This window comes from Stenotrophomonas sp. CCNWLW57, from assembly GCF_037203925.1.
GTDB classification, from domain to species: domain Bacteria; phylum Pseudomonadota; class Gammaproteobacteria; order Xanthomonadales; family Xanthomonadaceae; genus Stenotrophomonas; species Stenotrophomonas rhizophila_A.
On sequence record NZ_JBBCBJ010000001.1, the window covers coordinates 378,615 to 395,238 of the forward strand.

15 protein-coding genes are annotated in these 16,624 nt (G+C 67.5%); 10 read left to right on the forward strand and 5 right to left on the reverse strand.

All coding sequences use genetic code 11. The features are described 5' to 3' along the window. Positions 1-3: 3 nt before the first annotated feature. Entirely contained in the window at positions 4-894 is an 891-nt protein-coding gene (locus V9K91_RS01680) for a LysR family transcriptional regulator (protein WP_336442594.1), read from the reverse strand. Positions 895-998: 104 nt separating this feature from the next. Between V9K91_RS01680 and V9K91_RS01685 the strand changes: the two genes are divergently transcribed. Continuing rightward, complete coding sequence (locus V9K91_RS01685; protein ID WP_093533557.1) at positions 999-2,051, forward strand: NAD(P)-dependent alcohol dehydrogenase; 1,053 nt, start codon at positions 999-1,001, stop codon at positions 2,049-2,051. Positions 2,052-2,096: 45 nt separating this feature from the next. Here V9K91_RS01685 and V9K91_RS01690 read toward each other — a convergent pair whose 3' ends face one another. Further along, positions 2,097-3,461: a glutamate--cysteine ligase gene (locus tag V9K91_RS01690; protein ID WP_068853996.1), complete on the reverse strand. Its 1,365-nt coding sequence runs from the start codon at positions 3,459-3,461 to the stop codon at positions 2,097-2,099. A 230-nt stretch (positions 3,462-3,691) separates the two neighbouring features. On the opposite strand from V9K91_RS01690, the gene V9K91_RS01695 reads away from it, so the two are divergent. Then, positions 3,692-4,522: a helix-turn-helix transcriptional regulator gene (locus V9K91_RS01695; protein WP_210131049.1), complete on the forward strand. Its 831-nt coding sequence runs from the start codon at positions 3,692-3,694 to the stop codon at positions 4,520-4,522. A 101-nt stretch (positions 4,523-4,623) separates the two neighbouring features. Then, complete coding sequence (locus V9K91_RS01700; protein ID WP_306987542.1) at positions 4,624-5,601, forward strand: MBL fold metallo-hydrolase; 978 nt, start codon at positions 4,624-4,626, stop codon at positions 5,599-5,601. 64 nt (positions 5,602-5,665) lie between these two features. On the opposite strand, the gene yihA is transcribed toward V9K91_RS01700, so the two are convergent. Beyond that, positions 5,666-6,289, reverse strand: a complete 624-nt coding sequence (gene yihA, locus V9K91_RS01705) for a ribosome biogenesis GTP-binding protein YihA/YsxC (RefSeq protein WP_068853999.1) — start codon at positions 6,287-6,289, stop codon at positions 5,666-5,668. Between the two features lie 155 nt (positions 6,290-6,444). Between yihA and V9K91_RS01710 the strand changes: the two genes are divergently transcribed. The 7 genes from V9K91_RS01710 to betA all read left to right on the forward strand — a co-directional run bounded on the left by V9K91_RS01710 (position 6,445) and on the right by betA (position 15,001). Continuing rightward, positions 6,445-7,245: a c-type cytochrome gene (locus V9K91_RS01710; protein ID WP_217535852.1), complete on the forward strand. Its 801-nt coding sequence runs from the start codon at positions 6,445-6,447 to the stop codon at positions 7,243-7,245. A 108-nt stretch (positions 7,246-7,353) separates the two neighbouring features. Then, positions 7,354-8,007 (forward strand): thiol:disulfide interchange protein DsbA/DsbL, encoded by a 654-nt coding sequence (locus V9K91_RS01715; protein WP_306987540.1) that lies wholly within the window; start codon positions 7,354-7,356, stop codon positions 8,005-8,007. 106 nt (positions 8,008-8,113) lie between these two features. After that, entirely contained in the window at positions 8,114-8,944 is an 831-nt protein-coding gene (locus tag V9K91_RS01720) for a thiol:disulfide interchange protein DsbA/DsbL (RefSeq protein ID WP_093533552.1), read from the forward strand. A 53-nt stretch (positions 8,945-8,997) separates the two neighbouring features. Continuing rightward, complete coding sequence (locus V9K91_RS01725; RefSeq protein WP_176472599.1) at positions 8,998-9,735, forward strand: endonuclease/exonuclease/phosphatase family protein; 738 nt, start codon at positions 8,998-9,000, stop codon at positions 9,733-9,735. Between the two features lie 80 nt (positions 9,736-9,815). Beyond that, positions 9,816-11,795: a choline BCCT transporter BetT gene (gene betT / locus V9K91_RS01730; RefSeq protein ID WP_336442595.1), complete on the forward strand. Its 1,980-nt coding sequence runs from the start codon at positions 9,816-9,818 to the stop codon at positions 11,793-11,795. A gap of 37 nt (positions 11,796-11,832) precedes the next feature. Continuing rightward, positions 11,833-13,305 (forward strand): betaine-aldehyde dehydrogenase, encoded by a 1,473-nt coding sequence (gene betB / locus V9K91_RS01735; RefSeq protein WP_307107935.1) that lies wholly within the window; start codon positions 11,833-11,835, stop codon positions 13,303-13,305. 25 nt (positions 13,306-13,330) lie between these two features. Next, entirely contained in the window at positions 13,331-15,001 is a 1,671-nt protein-coding gene (gene betA / locus V9K91_RS01740; protein ID WP_068854006.1) for a choline dehydrogenase, read from the forward strand. Between the two features lie 37 nt (positions 15,002-15,038). Here betA and V9K91_RS01745 read toward each other — a convergent pair whose 3' ends face one another. Next, a complete protein-coding gene (locus V9K91_RS01745; protein ID WP_093533549.1) occupies positions 15,039-15,917 on the reverse strand; it encodes an EamA family transporter in 879 nt (292 codons plus the stop codon). A gap of 48 nt (positions 15,918-15,965) precedes the next feature. After that, complete coding sequence (locus tag V9K91_RS01750; RefSeq protein WP_068854008.1) at positions 15,966-16,445, reverse strand: VOC family protein; 480 nt, start codon at positions 16,443-16,445, stop codon at positions 15,966-15,968. Positions 16,446-16,624: the final 179 nt, after the last annotated feature.

Below are 16,624 nucleotides of genomic sequence, written 5' to 3' on the forward strand. Positions count from 1 at the left end.
CCCTCAATCGCGCTCGCGCAGCATATCCACGAACGCCCGCAACGCCGAGGACATCTGCCGTTGGCGTGGGTAGTACAGCACCCAGCCGGCGAACGGTTCGCTCCAGTCTTCCAGCACCGCCACCAGCCGGCCATCGTCCAGGTACGGGCGCGCCGCGTCCTCCAGCACGTAGGCCAGGCCCAGGCCGTCCAGCACCGCCTGCAGCACCGTGTGCTGATCCCCGAGCGTGAGCCGGCCCGGCACATCGATGTCGAGCGTCTGTCCGTCGCGCTCGAACTGCCACTTGTACAGATGGCCGCTGGCAAAGCGGAAGCGAACGCACTCATGCTCCACGAGCTCGCGCGGGTGGTGTGGCGCCGCCCGGCCCTGCAGGTAGGCCGGCGATGCCACGATCAGCCCGCGCAGCGGCGGCCCCAGCGGCACCGCCACCATGTCTTCGGGTACGAACTCATGCAGCCGCACCCCCGCGTCGTAGCCCTCGGCCACGATATCCACCAGCCCATCGTCCTGCGCCACCTCCAGCCGTACATCGGGGTGCGCGCGCAGGTAATGCGCCAGGCGCGGGCCCAGCTCGGTATGCACCGCCGCGCGGGTGGCATTGATGCGCAGCAGGCCGGCCGGCGCCGCACGGAAGTGGTTCATCTCCTCCAGCGCGTCATGCACCTGGCCCAGCGCCGGCTGCAGGCGATGAAGCAGCCGCTGCCCGGCCTCGGTCAGCGCCACGCTGCGGGTAGTGCGGTGGAACAACCCCACCCCCAGCCGCTCTTCCAGCGCGCGGATGGCGTAGCTCACCGCCGAGGTCGACAGGGCCAGTTCCGCCCCGGCACGGCGGAAGCTGCGGTGGCGGGCTACTGCGGCGAACGCGGCCAGGTGGGTCAGGTTGTCAGTAGCCACGATTGTGCAGTCTGCCTTGATGAATCATGCCGATATACTGACTGTATACCCATGGAAAGCGGGCGTATTGTAAAGCGCCTTTCCATAAATCCCAGGATATCTCCATGTCCCTTGCCCATGGCTATGCCGTGCATGACCAGACCGCGCCGCTGGTGCCGTTCTCCTTCGAGCGCCGCCCGGTCGGTGCCGACGATGTCCGCATCCAGATCCTCTACAGCGGCATCTGCCACTCCGACCTGCACCAGGCCCGCGACGACTGGGGCGGCGCCCAGTTCCCGATGGTGCCGGGCCACGAAATCATCGGCCGGGTCACCGAAGTCGGCGCCAACGTCACCCGCTTCAAGGTCGGCGACTTCGCCGGCGTCGGCTGCATGGTCGACTCCTGCCGCCATTGCGACGCCTGCGACCACGACCTGGAGCAGTACTGCGAAAAGGGCCCGACCTACACCTACAACAGCAAGGAGCGCGGCAGCGACCAGCTCACCTTCGGCGGCTACTCCGACCACATCGTGGTTGAACAGCGCTTCGTGGTGAAGGTCGCCGACACGCTCGACCTGAAGGCGGCCGCCCCGCTGCTGTGCGCCGGCATCACCACCTACTCCCCCCTGCGCCACTGGAAGGTCGGCCCCGGCCAGAAGGTCGGCGTGATCGGCCTGGGTGGCCTCGGCCACATGGGCGTGAAGTTCGCCAAGGCGATGGGCGCCACCGTGGTGATGATCACCACTACCCCGGAAAAGGGTGCCGATGCCAAGCGCCTGGGCGCCGACGAAGTGCTGGTCTCGCGCGACCCGGCGCAGATGAAGGCCCACGCCAACAGCTTCGACTTCCTGCTCAACACCATCCCGGTCAGCCACGACACCAACCCGTACATGCAGCTGCTCAAGCGCGACGCCACCATGTGCCTGGTGGGCGTGATCACCGAGCTGGACCCGCCGCTGATGGGTTCCAGCGTGATCTTCGGCCGCAAGCACGTGACCGGCTCGGCGATCGGCGGCATGGCCGAAACCCAGGAAATGATGGATTTCTGTGCCGAACACAACATCGTCAGCGACGTGGAAGTGATCGACATCAAGACCGTCAATGAAGCCTGGGCGCGCATGGCGAAAAACGATGTGCGTTACCGGTTCGTGATCGACATGGCAACGTTGGCGGCATGATGTAGAAGAAAAAACCCCGGCCTGGCCGGGGTTTTTTTTCGGGGTTCAGTACGCGAACTGCTTGAATACCGGGTCCACGCTCTGGTTCCACTCTCCGTGGTACAGCGCCAGCTTGCGCTCGGCCGGCGTGATGCCCGACGCCACGATCTCCTGCAGCACATCCAGGAAGTGGCTTTCATCCTGCCCGTCCGCATTGCGCGCCGCGCGCCGCTTCAGGCCAGCAACAGCGATCTTCAACGCCTCGGCCGCCAGGTCGCGCACCGTGCCGCCGCGGAACGGCAGGTTCAGCGCATGCTTCGGCACCCCATCGCGCAGCGCATGGCGCTCCACCAGGCTGAAGTCACGCACCAGGTCCCACGCCGCATCCAGCGCCGCATCGTCGTACAGCAACCCTACCCAGAACGCCGGCAGCGCACACAGCCGTGCCCACGGGCCACCATCGGCTCCGCGCATTTCCAGGTACTTCTTCAAGCGCACTTCCGGGAACGCCGTGGTCATGTGGTCCGACCAGTCACGCAGCGTCGGCAGCTGGCCCGGCAGCACCGGCAGCTTGCCCACCATGAAATCGCGGAAGCTCTGCCCGCTGGCGTCGTGGTACACGCCATCGCGGTAGGAGAAATACATCGGCACATCGAGCAGGTAATCCACGTAACGCTCGTAACCGAAGCCATCCTCGAACACGAAGTCGAGCATGCCCGTACGGTCCGCGTCCGTATCCGTCCAGATGTGCGAGCGGTAGCTCAGGTAACCGTTCGGCTTGCCCTCGGTGAACGGCGAATCGGCGAACAGCGCCGTGGCGATCGGCTGCAGCGCCAGCGACACCCGGAACTTCTTCACCATGTCCGCTTCGGTGGCGTAATCCAGGTTCACCTGCACCGTGCAGGTGCGCGTCATCATGTCCAGCCCAAGCGAACCCACCTTCGGCATGTAGTCGCGCATGATGCGGTAGCGGCCCTTCGGCATCCACGGCATCTCTTCGCGCGTCCACTTCGGCTGGAAGCCCATGCCCAGGAAGCCCAGCTCCAGCTCCGCCGCCACCTGCGCCACCTCGTTGAGGTGCGTGCCGGTTTCCACACAGGTCTGGTGGATGCTTTCCAGCGCCGCGCCCGACAGTTCCAGCTGCCCGGCCGGCTCCAGCGTCACCGACGCGTTGTCACGCAGCAGCGCGATGGTGCGGCCGTTCTCCTGCACCGGCGCCCAGCCGAAGCGGGTCAGCCCGGTAAGCAGCGCTTCGATGCCGCGCTCGCCATCGAAGGTGGGCGGGCGCAGGTCATCCAGCCGGAAGCCGAACTTCTCGTGTTCGGTGCCGATGCGCCACTGCGCCTTGGGCTTTTCGCCGGAGGCCAACGTGGCGACCAGTTCATTACGGTCGGTGATCGGCGTCTCGGCGACGTGGCTGGGGCTCGACAAGGGGAGGCTCGCAGGGATTCTGGACTGGACGGGGATGTGGGGCTGATCGCCCCGCATCGCAAGGGCGCAGTATAGGGTGGCGGTTCCGGCCGTCATGCCACCGTGACGGTTTTCTGCATCCTATTGGATGGGACTTGACCGCCTGCCATGCCCGCCGCCATTGGCTTGCGTGCGTTGGCCTGGCGCGTGGCAGCAGCATGGCGCGGCCGCTTGGCCGATACTGCATCCTCATGGACATGCCCGTTACTCCCGATCCGCTGCTGGCCGAGATGGCCAGCCTTGCCGACTGCCAGCGCGCGGGCGGGTATGCCTGCATCACCGCCCGCCGTGAACACGGCGCCCAGTCGGTGGACATTCCGCAACCGCAGTTCGCCATCCTGCTGCAGGGGCGCAAGCAGGTGCGCACCGCGCACCAGACCCTGCAGCTGGTGCCCGGCGATCTGTTCCTGATCACCCGACGCTGCCGGATCGACGTGGTCAACACGCCCGATCCGCAAAGCGGGCTGTACCTCAGCGCGATCGTGCCGCTGTGCGCCGAAGCGCTGTCGGCCGCACGCGTGCTGTGGAACGAGCCGCTGCCCGAGGCCGGCGACGCACTGGCCAGACTGTCGCTGCACGACCATGCCGACACCCTGCGCCAATGGCGCCAGGCACTGGAGCACGCCCAGTACACCGAAGCCCGCCTGGCCCTGGCCTCGCTGGTGCTGGCGTTCTGCCGGCGCGGCCACGGCAGCCTGCTGGTGCCACCCGAGCCCAGCCTGGGCGAACGCATCCGCGACCTGATTGCGGCCCAGCCCGAACGCGACTGGCAATCGCGCGATTTCGAAGACCAGCTCGGTCTCAGCGGCGCCACCCTGCGGCGGCGCCTGGCCAGCGAACAGTCCAGCGTGCGCGAACTGATCGCCGATGCGCGCCTGGCCCACGCCATGAACCTGCTCTACACCACCCAACTGCCGCTCAAGACCGTGGCCGCGCGGGTCGGTTACCGCTCGCCGGGCAGTTTCAGCAAGCGCTTCGCCGCGCGCTATGGGCTGGAACCGACAGCGATCGGCAACAGCTGAGCGCACCGCGAGCGTTTCGCCGCGCATTCTGAGCGGAACGCCGCGCCCGCCCCGCGCACCATGCAGGCACCGCGGCGCTGCCGCCTTGTACGGAAACGATCATGTCCTTCCCCCGTGTGCGTGTCCTTGCCACCGCCCTGCTGCTGGCCACGGTTGCCGCACCTGCGTTCGCCACTACCACCCACCACCCGCTGGAGCAGGTGCCCGGCGTGTACCACCAGCAGGTCGGCGAGCTGGAAGTCACCGCCCTGTTCGACGGCACCGTGGCCCTGGGCCGTTCGGAACTGGTTGGCATCGCACCGGGCGCGGTCACCCGCCTGCTCAACCACCGCTACGTGCCCGAAGACGGCAAGGGCCTGCAGACCGCGGTCAACGCTTACCTGATCCAGCGCGGCAACCACCTCACCCTGGTCGACACCGGCACCGCCGGCTGCTTCGGCCCGGGGCTGGGCCAGGTGCTGGGCAACCTGCGCAAGGCCGGCTACGACCCGGCCGAGGTGGATGACGTCCTGCTCACCCATGCCCACCCCGACCACCTGTGCGGCCTGCTCGATGCGCAGGACCAGGTCGCGTATCCCAACGCCACCGTGTGGCTGTCTGAAGCCGATGCTGCCTATTGGCTGGACCCGGCCAGCGAGGCCGGCGCGCCGCAGGGCGTGCGTTTTGCCTTCGCGTTGGCCCGCGAGGCCGTGGCGCCCTACGTGGCCAGCGGCAAGCTGCACCGCTTCCGTCCCGGGCAGGCGCTGCCGAACGGCGTCACCGCGCTGGACAGCCACGGGCATACCCCGGGCCATGTGTCCTGGAAGATCGACGGCGGTGAGCGGCAGGCGGTCCTGGTCTGGGGCGACATCGTGCACTTCCACGCCGTGCAGTTCGCCCAGCCGCAGGCCGCCTACGAAGCCGACAGCGACCGCACGGCCGCCATTGCCAGCCGTCGCGCGATGATGGCGCAGGCCGCCGATGGGGGGTGGTGGGTCGCCGGTGCCCACCTGCCGTTCCCGGGCCTGGGGCATGTCCGTCGGGAAGGCGAAGCCTTCGCCTGGGTACCGGGCGAATTCGCACCCTTGCCTGCGCGCTGACGCATGCACCGAGCAACGGTCGGTACCTGCCGGTAGCACCCGACCGTTGGTCGGGTGACAGCAATCAGGGCGCGTCGGGCGCCGGTTTGTTCAGGCCCAGCCAGCCGCCGATGATCCCGCGCGCCTCGTCCACGCCCTGGCGGGCCGGGCCGGAGAAGGTCTGCACGCTGACGGTGTCGCCAAAGGCGGACTGCAGTTCCTTGCGCACCTTCTGCAGGGCAATGCCCTGCTGGCCACGGCCGAGCTTGTCGGCCTTGGTCAGCAGCGCGTGCGCCGGCAACCCGCGCCGGACCGCGTAGGCCAGCATCTGCCGGTCGTAGTCCTTCAGCGGGTGGCGGATGTCCATCACCACCACCAGCCCGCGCAGGGCCTCGCGGGTGCGGAAGTACTGGTCGATGAAGGCCTGCCAGTGCGCCTGCAGGTCCAGCGGCACCTTGGCGTAGCCGTAACCGGGCAGGTCGACCAGCTTGGCCTCGGGGGTGACTTCGAAGAACACCAGCTGCTGGGTGCGGCCGGGGGTCTTGGACACCCGGGCCAGGCTGTTCTGGCGGGTCAGGGCGTTGAGGGCACTGGATTTGCCGGCGTTGGAGCGGCCGGCAAAGGCCACTTCGGCCCCCACGTCGTCCGGCAATTGCCGGGTATTGTGGGCCGAGAGCAGGTAATGGGCGCGTTCGAGGAGCAATGACATGGGCATAGGATCGCATGTCCGGGCCCGCCGCGTGCTGCCGGTCACGGGTTTTGCCGCACTGCCGCGTTGACCCCGGCGTGAAACGGCATGGATAATCGGGCGATCCCCGCGTGTGCAGCCTGCACACGCCAGGCCGGTCCACACGGAGCTTCCGCATGCGCCATGCTCGCGTTCTTGCCGTTTCCGCTGTCGCTGTATCGTTGCTCGCCGCTGTTGCCTATGCCCAGACCGCAGTGACCCCGCTGCCGGACAACACGCCGGTGAGGACGGCGTCGCTCGAAGTCGATTTCAGCAAGACCACGTGGGGCGATGCCAAGGCGGGCCAGACCAAGGCTGCCGCCTGCGCGGCGTGCCACTCGGCCGATGGCAACTCGACGGTGGAGATGTACCCCAGCATCGCCGGCCAGAGCGAGCGCTACGCTTCCCAGCAGATGGCCCTGATCGCCAACGGCCAGCGCACGTCCGGGGCATCGGCGGCGATGGTGCCGTTCGTGCAGGACCTCAGCCCCCAGGACATGCGCGACATCGGTGCGTATTTCGCAACGCAGAAGGCCAGCGCCGGGCTTGCCGATGACAGCCTGGTGGCCGAAGGTCCGTACAAGGACAAGAAGTTCTACGAAATCGGCCAGCAGCTCTACCGCGGCGGCGATGCCCAGCGTGGCATTCCGGCGTGCATGGCCTGCCACGGCCCCACCGGGGCCGGCAACCCGGGCCCGGCCTACCCGCACGTGGGCGGCCAGCACGCCTCGTATGTGGCGCGGCGGCTGCAGGAGTACCAGGCCGGCGTGACCCAACAGACCGACAAGGCGCACTTCCAGATCATGGCCACCATCGCCAAGTCGCTGACCGAACAGGAAATCCAGGCACTGGGCAGCTACCTGCAGGGCCTGCACAACCGCGCCGATGACGTGGCCACCGCCGCGCCGCGTTCGGCCGTGGGCGGTGCACGCCAATGACGGCTGTCCGGGACCGATGACAGATGCGCCCCGCCCAGGCGGCGGGTTATGTTCACTGCCACGCCGGCACTGGGCCGGCGTTGTTTTTTCCGATGGAGATGGATGTAGATGACGTTGATGCCCCGCCTGATGCTGTTGCTGCTGGCCCTGAGCCCCCTGTCCGTACTGGCCGCGCCCGCCCCCGCCGCACTGGTGGAAGGCAAGGATTACGAAGTGATCCAGGCACCCGGCCCGCTGGCGCCGCTGGCCGGCAAGATCGAAGTAGCGGAAGTGTTCGGCTACACCTGCCCGCACTGCGCCCACTTCGAGCCGCTGCTGCAGGCCTGGCAGAAGAAGCTGCCCAAGGATGTGCGCTTCACGCCGGTGCCGGCCGTGTTCGGTGGCTACTGGGATTCCTATGCCCGCGCCTACTACGCCGCCGACCAGCTGGGCGTGGCCAAGCGCAGTCATGTGGCGATGTTCGATGCACTGCATGAAAAGGGCTCGCTGCCCCTCTCCAACGTGTCGCCCACGGAGCTGGCCGGCTTCTACAAGGACTACGGCGTGACCGAACAGCAATTCACCACCGCGCTGAAGAGCGATGAAGTGGAGGCAAAGCTGGCCGTCGCCAAATCCTTCGCGCAGCGGGTCAAGGTGCAGGGCACCCCGTCGCTGATCGTCAACGGCAAGTACCTGGTCAAGGGCACGTCCTTCGAAAGCATGCTGCGCAACGCCGATGCCCTGATCGCCCGCGAACGCGAACGCGCCGCGAAGGCTCGCTGAACCGTCACGCACCCTGCACGCGGCGCCCCGGCGGCCGCGTGTCATCATTCCCCCCTGGCCGGCGCCCGACGCGCCGGCCCCAACATGCTCTGCTGGAGACGCTTCGATGAAGACCCGTTTCGCCCTCATGCTCATGGCCCTGCTGCCGATCCTGGCCGCCTGCAAGGCGCAGGACGGCACCGCCAACACCGCCACGCCGACCGAACCGGCTGCGCCGACCAGCACCCCGGCGGCTGAAACCGCCCCGGCCCCGACCGAGGCCGCACCGGCCGCCAGCGGCGAAACCGCCGCCGCCGAGACCGCCGCTGCCGAAGCCACCACCCCGGCCCCGGCACCGGCTTCCTCGCAGCCGACCGGTCCGGCGCCCGTGGAAGGCACCGACTACGTGGTCATCGCCAACGGCAAGCCGTTCCAGCCGGCCACCGGCAAGATCGAAGTGGCCGAAGTCTTCGGCTTCGTCTGCCCGGCCTGCGCTGCGTTCCAGCCACTGATCGGGCCGTGGAAAGCCGGCCTGCCGAGCGATGTGAACTTCGTCTACGTGCCGGCCATGTTCGGCGGCACTTGGGATGACTACGCCAAGGCCTTCTACGCCGCACAGGCGCTGAACCTGGAAGACAAGACCCACGAAGCGCTGTACAAGGCCATCCACGTCGACCAGGCCCTGAAGGGCGAGCGCGGCCGTGATTCGGTGCAGGACATCGCCGCGTTCTATGCCAAGCACGGTGCCGATGCCAAGCAGTTCGAAGCCGCCATGTCGAGCTTCGCGGTGAGCGCCAAGACCAGTGCCGCCAAGCAGTTCGCCCAGCGCAGCCAGATCACCGGCACGCCGTCGGTGATCGTCAACGGCAAGTACCTGGTCAAGGGCAAGAGCTTCCCGGACATGCTGCGCATCGCCGATCACCTGATCGCCCGCGAACGCGCCGCCAAGGGCAACTGAGCATCCAAGAGCAAGCGACCGTCGTGACTTCCCCCAACACGCGGACCCTGCGCCTGCTGACGGCCAACATCCAGGCCGGCTCCAGCACCCGCCGCTACAGCGACTACGTGACCCGCAGCTGGTCGCATGCGCTGCCGGCGGGGCGCAAGCGGACCAGCCTGGACGCCATCGCCCAGCTGGCCCGCGGTCACGACATCGTCGGTTTGCAGGAGGCCGACCCCGGCAGCCTGCGCTCGGGCTTCACCAACCAGACCCACTACCTGGCCGAGCGCGCCGGCTTCAATTACTGGAGCCACCAACCCAACCGCCGCATGGGCGGGGTGGCCTCCAGTGCCAACGGCCTGCTGAGCCGGCTGGAACCAGTGGAAGTCCAGGACCATGCCCTGCCCGGCCGGATCGGCGGGCGCGGCGTGCTGCTGGCCAAGTTCGGCGATGGCAACGAGGGCCTGGCGGTCGCGGTGGCGCACCTGTCGCTGGGCACCAACTCGCGCATGTCGCAGCTGGCCTTCATCGCCGATCTGTTGTCCGAGCATTCCAACGCGGTGCTGATGGGCGACTTCAACTGCCTGGCCGAACGCCCGGAAATGCAGGTGCTGTACCAGAAGACCAACCTGCAACCGCCCGGCTGCGCGGTACCCACTTTCCCGAGCTGGCGGCCGGACCGGGCCATCGACCACATCCTGCTCAGCAGCGGCCTGCAGCAACGCAGTGCCGAAGCGGTACCGGCGGCGTTTTCCGATCACCTGGCACTGGCCATGGAGATCGACGTGCCGAGCGACGCCCTGCGCTGACCGCGTAAACGGGATGTCCACAGCGCGTATGCGCTAATGCGTGGGGTCTGCCGGCAACGGCACCGTGAGCCCCTTCATCCATGAACATCGTGGAGACGCCTCCCAGCGAGGTGCGCACGCTTCGACCCGTCTTCCTGCTTGCCGCCACGATCGTGGCGGCATTCGCCATTCTGGTCACCGCGTTTCCCATTTCGTCCGGCGTGCTGCTGCTGGAAGCGCAGACCTGGGCGTCGCGCAACGTGGGCTGGTACTACCTGCTGGCAATGACCGTGTACCTGGTCTTCGTGGTCGGGGTGGCACTGTCCGGCTACGGCCAGGTGAAACTGGGCGCGGACCATGACGAGCCGGAGTTCAGCTATCTCTCCTGGGCCGGCATGCTGTTCGCGGCCGGGATCAGCATCACGCTGTTCTTCTTCTGCGTGTCCGAACCGCTCACCCATTACCTGCAGCCGCCACAGGGTGGCGTGGGCGGTGGCGAAGCCAGCGCGCGCCAGGCCATGCAGCTGCTGTTCCTGCACTGGGGCCTGCACGGCTGGGGCGTGTTCGCGCTGGCGGCGATGGCGCTGGCCTACTTCGCGTACCGCCACAACCTGCCACTGGCGCTGCGTTCGGCGCTGTACCCGCTGATCGGCAAGCGCATCAACGGCCCGATCGGTTACACCGTGGATGCGCTGGGCATCGTGGCCACCGTGTTCGGCATCGGCGCGGACATGGGCTTTGGCGTGCTGCACCTCAATGCCGGCCTGAACGTGCTGCTGCCGATCCCGCACGCGCCGTGGGTGCAGGTGGCGCTGATCGCGCTGATGATGGGCGCGGCGATCCTCGTGGCGGTGTCCGGCGTGGAGAAGGGCGTGCGCTGGATGTCGGACATCAACATGCTGCTGGCCATCGCGCTGCTGCTGTTCATGCTGTTCGCCGGCCCCACCCAGTACCTGCTCAGCACCTTCATGCAGAACCTGGGCGATTACCTGGGCAATGTGGTGGGCAAGAGTTTCGACGTGTATGCCTACGGCGGCCGCGCCGACTGGCTGGGCAACTGGACGGTGTTCTACTGGGCCTGGTGGATCGGCTGGGCGCCGTTCGTGGGGCTGTTCATCGCCCGCATTTCGCGCGGGCGGACCATCCGTGAATTCGTGTTCGGCGTGCTGCTGATCCCGCTCGGCTTCACCCTGGCGTGGCTGTCGATCTTCGGCAACAGCGCGCTGGACCAGGTGCTGCACCACGGCCAGGAGCACTTGGCGCAGATGGCCGTGGATAACCCGCCGACCGTGCTGTACGCGCTGCTGGACAACTACCCGTGGAGCCGCGCGGTGATCACCGTGACGGTGATCGTGAGCTTCATCTTCTTCGTCACCTCGGCCGATTCGGGCACCGTGGTGCTGTCCACCCTGTCCTCGCACGGCGGCATGCCCGAGGAAGATGGCCCGCGCTGGCTGCGGGTGTTCTGGGGGGTGATGACCGCGCTGGTTACCGCCGGGCTGCTGCTGGCCGGCAGCATGGATGCGCTCAAATCGGCGGTGGTGCTCGCCTCGTTGCCGTTCTCGGTGGTGCTGCTGCTGATGCTGTGGGGACTGACCCGTGCATTGGGCGAGGAATCCCAGCGGAAGAAAGCCTCGCAATACTCGCCCATTCCCGTCGTGGGGCAATCACGGCACCAGCGTGGCTGGCGCCAGCGCATCACCCAGGCCGTGCACTTCCCGGCGCGCGACGAGGTGTACCGCTTCATGGATGAAGAAGTGCGCCCTGCACTCGAGGCCGTGGCCGCGCAGCTGCGCGACAAGGGGCTGGACGTGGAAACCCGCTTCGAGCCAGGCGACATGCAGCTCACCGTGGACCATGGCGAGCAGCAGGTGTTCACCTACCAGGTGGTGATGAAGGGCTACCTCACCCCCTCGTTCGCCGCGCAGCGCTTCCGCAACCAGCGCTACTACCGCGCCGAAGTGCACCTCTACGAAGGCGGACAGGATTACGAGCTGGTCGGCTACAGCCGCCAGCAGATCATCAACGACATCATCGACCAGTACGAGCGCCACCTGCAGTTCCTGCATCTGACCCGTTGAACCCGCTGGTCTCCCGACGCAAACAGGAGTCATCGACATGCCCACCTTCCCCGACCAGCTGCTGTACATCGGCGGCCGCCATGTGGCCTCGCAGGGCAACCGCACCTTCGAAGTGGTCAACCCGGCCAACGGCGAGGTGCTTGCCAATGTGCACAGCGCCAACAGCGACGACCTGGATGCCGCGGTGGAAAGCGCCCATGCCGGCCAGAAGGCCTGGGCCGCGCTCACCACCGTGGAGCGCTCGCGCATCCTGCTGCGCGCGGTGGCATTGCTGCGCGAACGCAACGACGACCTGGCCGAACTGGAAAGCCTCAACACCGGCAAACCGCTGAGCGAAACCCGCAGCGTGGACATCGTCACCGGCGCGGACGTGCTGGAGTACTACGCCGGGGTAATGCACGGGCTGGAAGGCAGCCAGGTGCCGTTGCGCGAAGGCAGCTTCTTCTACACACGGCAGGAACCGCTGGGCGTGGTCGGCGCGATCGGCGCCTGGAACTACCCGATCCAGATCGCGCTGTGGAAGGCGGCCCCTGCGCTCGCGGCGGGCAATGCGATGATCTTCAAGCCCAGCGAAGTGACCCCGCTGACCGCGCTGAAGCTGGCCGAAATCTTCACCGAAGCCGGCCTGCCCGATGGCGTGTTCAACGTACTGCCCGGTGATGGCGCCGGGGTCGGCACCGCACTGACCGAACACCCCGGCATCGAGAAGATCTCCTTCACCGGCGGCACCGCCACCGGGCGCAAGGTAATGGCCAGCGCATCCAGCTCCACGCTCAAGGAGGTGACCATGGAGCTGGGCGGCAAGTCGCCGCTGATCATCTGCGCCGATGCTGATATCGACCTGGCCGCCGATGTGGCGATGATGGCCAACTTCTACAGCTCCGGGCAGGTCTGCACCAACGGCACCCGCGTGTTCGTACCGCACGCGCTGCAGGCGGATATCGAGCAGGCGCTGCGCGAACGCGTGGCCCGTATCCGCATCGGCGATCCGCTGGCCGAAGACACCAACTTCGGCCCACTGGTCAGCGCCGCGCACATGCGCCGGGTGCTGGCGCACATCGAGAGCGGCAAGACAGAAGGCGCGCGCCTGGTATGCGGTGGCGAGCGCCTTACCGACGGCGCGCTGGGCAAGGGCTGCTATGTAGCCCCGACCATCTTCAGCGATTGCCGCGACGACATGGCCATCGTGCGCGAAGAGATCTTCGGGCCGGTGCTCAGCCTGTTGACCTATGAAGATGAAGACGAGGCGATCCGTCGCGCCAATGCCACCGACTACGGCCTTGCGGCCGGCGTGGTGACACCGGACCTGAGCCGCGCACACCGGTTGATCCACCGCCTGGAAGCGGGCATCTGCTGGGTCAACTGCTGGGGCGAATCGCCGGCCACGATGCCGGTGGGCGGCTACAAGCAGTCCGGCGTGGGCCGCGAGAACGGCCTGGCCACGCTGCGTGCCTACACCCGCACCAAATCCGTCCAGATCGAACTGGACCGCTACGCGTCGGTGTTCTGACCGGCCTGACCAGGAGACCCCCGCGATGAAACGCGAGTACGACTACATCATCATCGGCGCCGGTTCGGCCGGTAACACGCTGGCCGCGCGCCTCACCGAAGACGCCGGCGTGAGCGTGCTGCTGCTGGAAGCCGGCGGCCCGGACTACCGCCTGGATTTCCGCACGCAGATGCCGGCCGCGCTGGCTTACCCGCTGCAGGGCCGGCGCTACAACTGGGCCTATGAAACAGAGCCGGAACCGCACATGGACAACCGGCGCATGGAATGCGGGCGCGGCAAGGGCCTGGGCGGCTCCTCGCTGATCAACGGCATGTGCTACATCCGCGGCAACGCGCTGGATTTCGACCAGTGGGCTACCTTCGATGGCCTGGAGGACTGGAGCTACCTGGACGTGCTGCCCTACTTCCGCAAGGCCGAAACCCGGGACATCGGGCCCAACGATTACCACGGCGGCGATGGCCCGGTCAGCGTGGCCACCCCGAAGAACGATAACAACGTGCTGTTCCACGCCATGGTGGAGGCCGGCGTACAGGCCGGCTACCCGCGCACCGACGACCTCAACGGCTACCAGCAGGAAGGCTTCGGCCCGATGGACCGCACCGTGACCCCGCGCGGGCGCCGCTCCAGTACTGCGCGCGGCTACCTGGACATGGCCAAGGGCCGGCCAGGGCTGGAGATCGTCACCCACGCCACCACCGACCGCATCCTGTTCGACGGCAAGCGCGCGGTGGGCGTGCGCTACCTGGCCGGCGGCAGCGCCGAACCGATCGATGTCGAGGCCCGGCGCGAGGTGCTGCTGTGCGCCGGCGCGATCGCCTCGCCGCAGATCCTGCAGCGCTCCGGGGTCGGTGCGCCGGCACTGCTGGCCGCGCTCGGCGTGCCGCTGGTGCACGACCTGCCCGGGGTGGGGGAAAACCTGCAGGACCATCTTGAGGTGTACATGCAGTACGCCTGCACCAAGCCGGTGTCGCTGTACCCGGCGCTGCAGTGGTGGAACCAGCCGGCGATCGGCGCCGAATGGCTGTTCGCCGGCACCGGGATCGGCGCCAGCAACCAGTTCGAGGCCGGCGGCTTCATCCGCACCCGTGACGACTTCGCCTGGCCCAACATCCAGTACCACTTCCTGCCAGTGGCGATCAATTACAACGGCACCAACGCGGTGAAGGAACACGGCTTCCAGGCGCATGTCGGGTCGATGCGCACGCCCAGCCGTGGTCGCGTGCATGCGCGTTCGCTGGACCCCCACCAGCATCCGTCCATCCTGTTCAACTACCAGTCCACCGACCAGGACTGGCAGGAGTTCCGCGATGCGATCCGGATCACCCGCGAGATCATCGCCCAGCCCGCGCTGGACGAGTACCGCGGCCGCGAGATCAGCCCCAGCGCGGACTGCCGCACCGACGCCGAGCTGGATGCCTTCGTGCGTGCACGAGCCGAAACCGCCTACCACCCGTCGTGCTCATGCGCGATGGGCACCGATGCGATGAGCGTGGTGGACGGCCAGGGCCGCGTGCATGGCATGCAGGGCCTGCGCGTGGTGGACGCCTCGATCATGCCGCGCATCATCACCGGCAACCTCAATGCGACCACGATCATGATTGCCGAGAAGATCGCCGACCGCATCCGGGGCCGCGAACCGTTGCCGCGCAGCACGGCCACGTACTACGTGGCCGGCGACGCGCCGGTGCGCGGTTGATGCACAAAATGCGTGCCCGATCGGCTAACCATTGGATTCATCCCGCCGGGTCGGGCAGCGCCGGCGCCCGCCGGTTCGCCGTCAACGTGCTCCCCACCGACGCCAGCACCGTGCAGCCAATCGCCGCCCACTGCAGCGGCGTGAGGTGCTCGGCCAGCAGGCCCATCGCCAGCAGTGCAGCCACCGCCGGTTCCATGCTGATCAGGATGCCGAAGGTTTCCTTCGGCAAGCGCTTCAACGCCGCCATCTCCAATGACATCGGAATCGCGCTGGAGACCACCGCCACGCCCAGCCCGAACAGCAGGATCTTCGGGTCCAGCAGCGCCATGCCCGCATGCGCCACGCCCACCGGCACCACCACCAGCGCCGCCGCACACATGCCCAGCGAGACCGTATGCCCGGCCGGCAGGTGGCCGGCACGCTTGCCGAAGATGATGTAAAGCGCCCAGCACACCGCCGCGCCCAGCGCGTACAGCACACCGGTCAGGTCCAGCGGCTCGCCGTGGCCCAGCGGCAGCAACAGCAGCAGGCCGGCGGCCGCACACCCCACCCAGACGAAATCGATCGGGCGCCGCGAGGACCACATCGCGACCGCCAGCGGACCGCAGAATTCGATGGCCACCGCGATGCCGAACGGAATCGTGCGCAGCGCCATGTAGAACAACAGATTCATCACCCCCAGGGTGATGCCGTAGCGGAAGATCGCGCCCGCATCGGCGCGCGTGGTGGTCCAGCGCCACGGCCGGAACACCGCCAGCAGCACCAGTGCGGAGAAGCCCACGCGCAGCGCGCTGGTGCCCTGCGCACCGATCACCGGGAACAGATCCTTGGCGAACGAGGTACCCACGGCAAGCGAAGTGACCGAGCCAAGCACGGCCAGGACGGGGAACAGCGTGGAGAGGCGCGACGTAGTCATCGCGCGAGGATACGCCCGGGCACCCGTTGCGAGATACCTGCCGTGTCCTTACCCGCGCACTGCCGCCTCGATCCTGGCCACGTCGATCTTCTTCATGGTCATCATCGCCTCGAAGGCACGTTTGGCCACGGCCGGGTCGGTGCTGTTGAACGCCTCGGTCAGCACGCGCGGGGTGATCTGCCAGGAAAGCCCCCACTTGTCCTTGCACCAGCCGCAATCGCTCTCCTGGCCACCGTTGCCGACGATGGCATTCCAGAGGCGGTCGGTCTCGGCCTGGTCGTCGGTGGCGATCTGGAAAGAGAACGCCTCGCTGTGCTTGAACGCCGGCCCGCCGTTCAAGCCGATGCAGGGAATGCCGACCACGGTGAACTCCACCGTCAGCACATCGCCCTTCTTGCCGCCGGGAAAGTCGGAGGGCGCGCGGTGCACGGCCTGCACCGAACTGTCTGGGAAGGTGGCTGCGTAAAACGCCGACGCTTCTTCGGCGGTCCCGTCATACCAGAGGCACAGGGTGTTCTTGGCGATCATCACCGTTTCCTGGGATCGGGCTCCGGCCCGGGTGAGACCAACGGTAGGCCCGCCGATGTTAAGCGCTGGTAGGTCCGGACCCTTGATCGGGACCCACCCCCCACTTGCGACCGGTAGACATTGCGGATAGGACTGATTCGCATTATCATAATGAGATCCCGTTCGCGCCAGGGAGGCGC

What these genes read in the sequence shown, in the direction of transcription:
- V9K91_RS01685 (WP_093533557.1), top strand. Translation starts at nt 999, where the DNA reads ATGTCCCTTGCCCATGGCTATGCCGTGCATGACCAGACCGCGCCGCTG.
- V9K91_RS01695 (WP_210131049.1), top strand. Translation starts at nt 3,692, where the DNA reads ATGGACATGCCCGTTACTCCCGATCCGCTGCTGGCCGAGATGGCCAGC.
- V9K91_RS01700 (WP_306987542.1), top strand. Translation starts at nt 4,624, where the DNA reads ATGTCCTTCCCCCGTGTGCGTGTCCTTGCCACCGCCCTGCTGCTGGCC.
- yihA (WP_068853999.1), bottom strand. Translation starts at nt 6,289, where the DNA reads ATGTCATTGCTCCTCGAACGCGCCCATTACCTGCTCTCGGCCCACAAT.
- V9K91_RS01710 (WP_217535852.1), top strand. Translation starts at nt 6,445, where the DNA reads ATGCGCCATGCTCGCGTTCTTGCCGTTTCCGCTGTCGCTGTATCGTTG.
- V9K91_RS01715 (WP_306987540.1), top strand. Translation starts at nt 7,354, where the DNA reads ATGACGTTGATGCCCCGCCTGATGCTGTTGCTGCTGGCCCTGAGCCCC.
- V9K91_RS01720 (WP_093533552.1), top strand. Translation starts at nt 8,114, where the DNA reads ATGAAGACCCGTTTCGCCCTCATGCTCATGGCCCTGCTGCCGATCCTG.
- betT (WP_336442595.1), top strand. Translation starts at nt 9,816, where the DNA reads ATGAACATCGTGGAGACGCCTCCCAGCGAGGTGCGCACGCTTCGACCC.
- betB (WP_307107935.1), top strand. Translation starts at nt 11,833, where the DNA reads ATGCCCACCTTCCCCGACCAGCTGCTGTACATCGGCGGCCGCCATGTG.
- betA (WP_068854006.1), top strand. Translation starts at nt 13,331, where the DNA reads ATGAAACGCGAGTACGACTACATCATCATCGGCGCCGGTTCGGCCGGT.
- V9K91_RS01745 (WP_093533549.1), bottom strand. Translation starts at nt 15,917, where the DNA reads ATGACTACGTCGCGCCTCTCCACGCTGTTCCCCGTCCTGGCCGTGCTT.
- V9K91_RS01750 (WP_068854008.1), bottom strand. Translation starts at nt 16,445, where the DNA reads ATGATCGCCAAGAACACCCTGTGCCTCTGGTATGACGGGACCGCCGAA.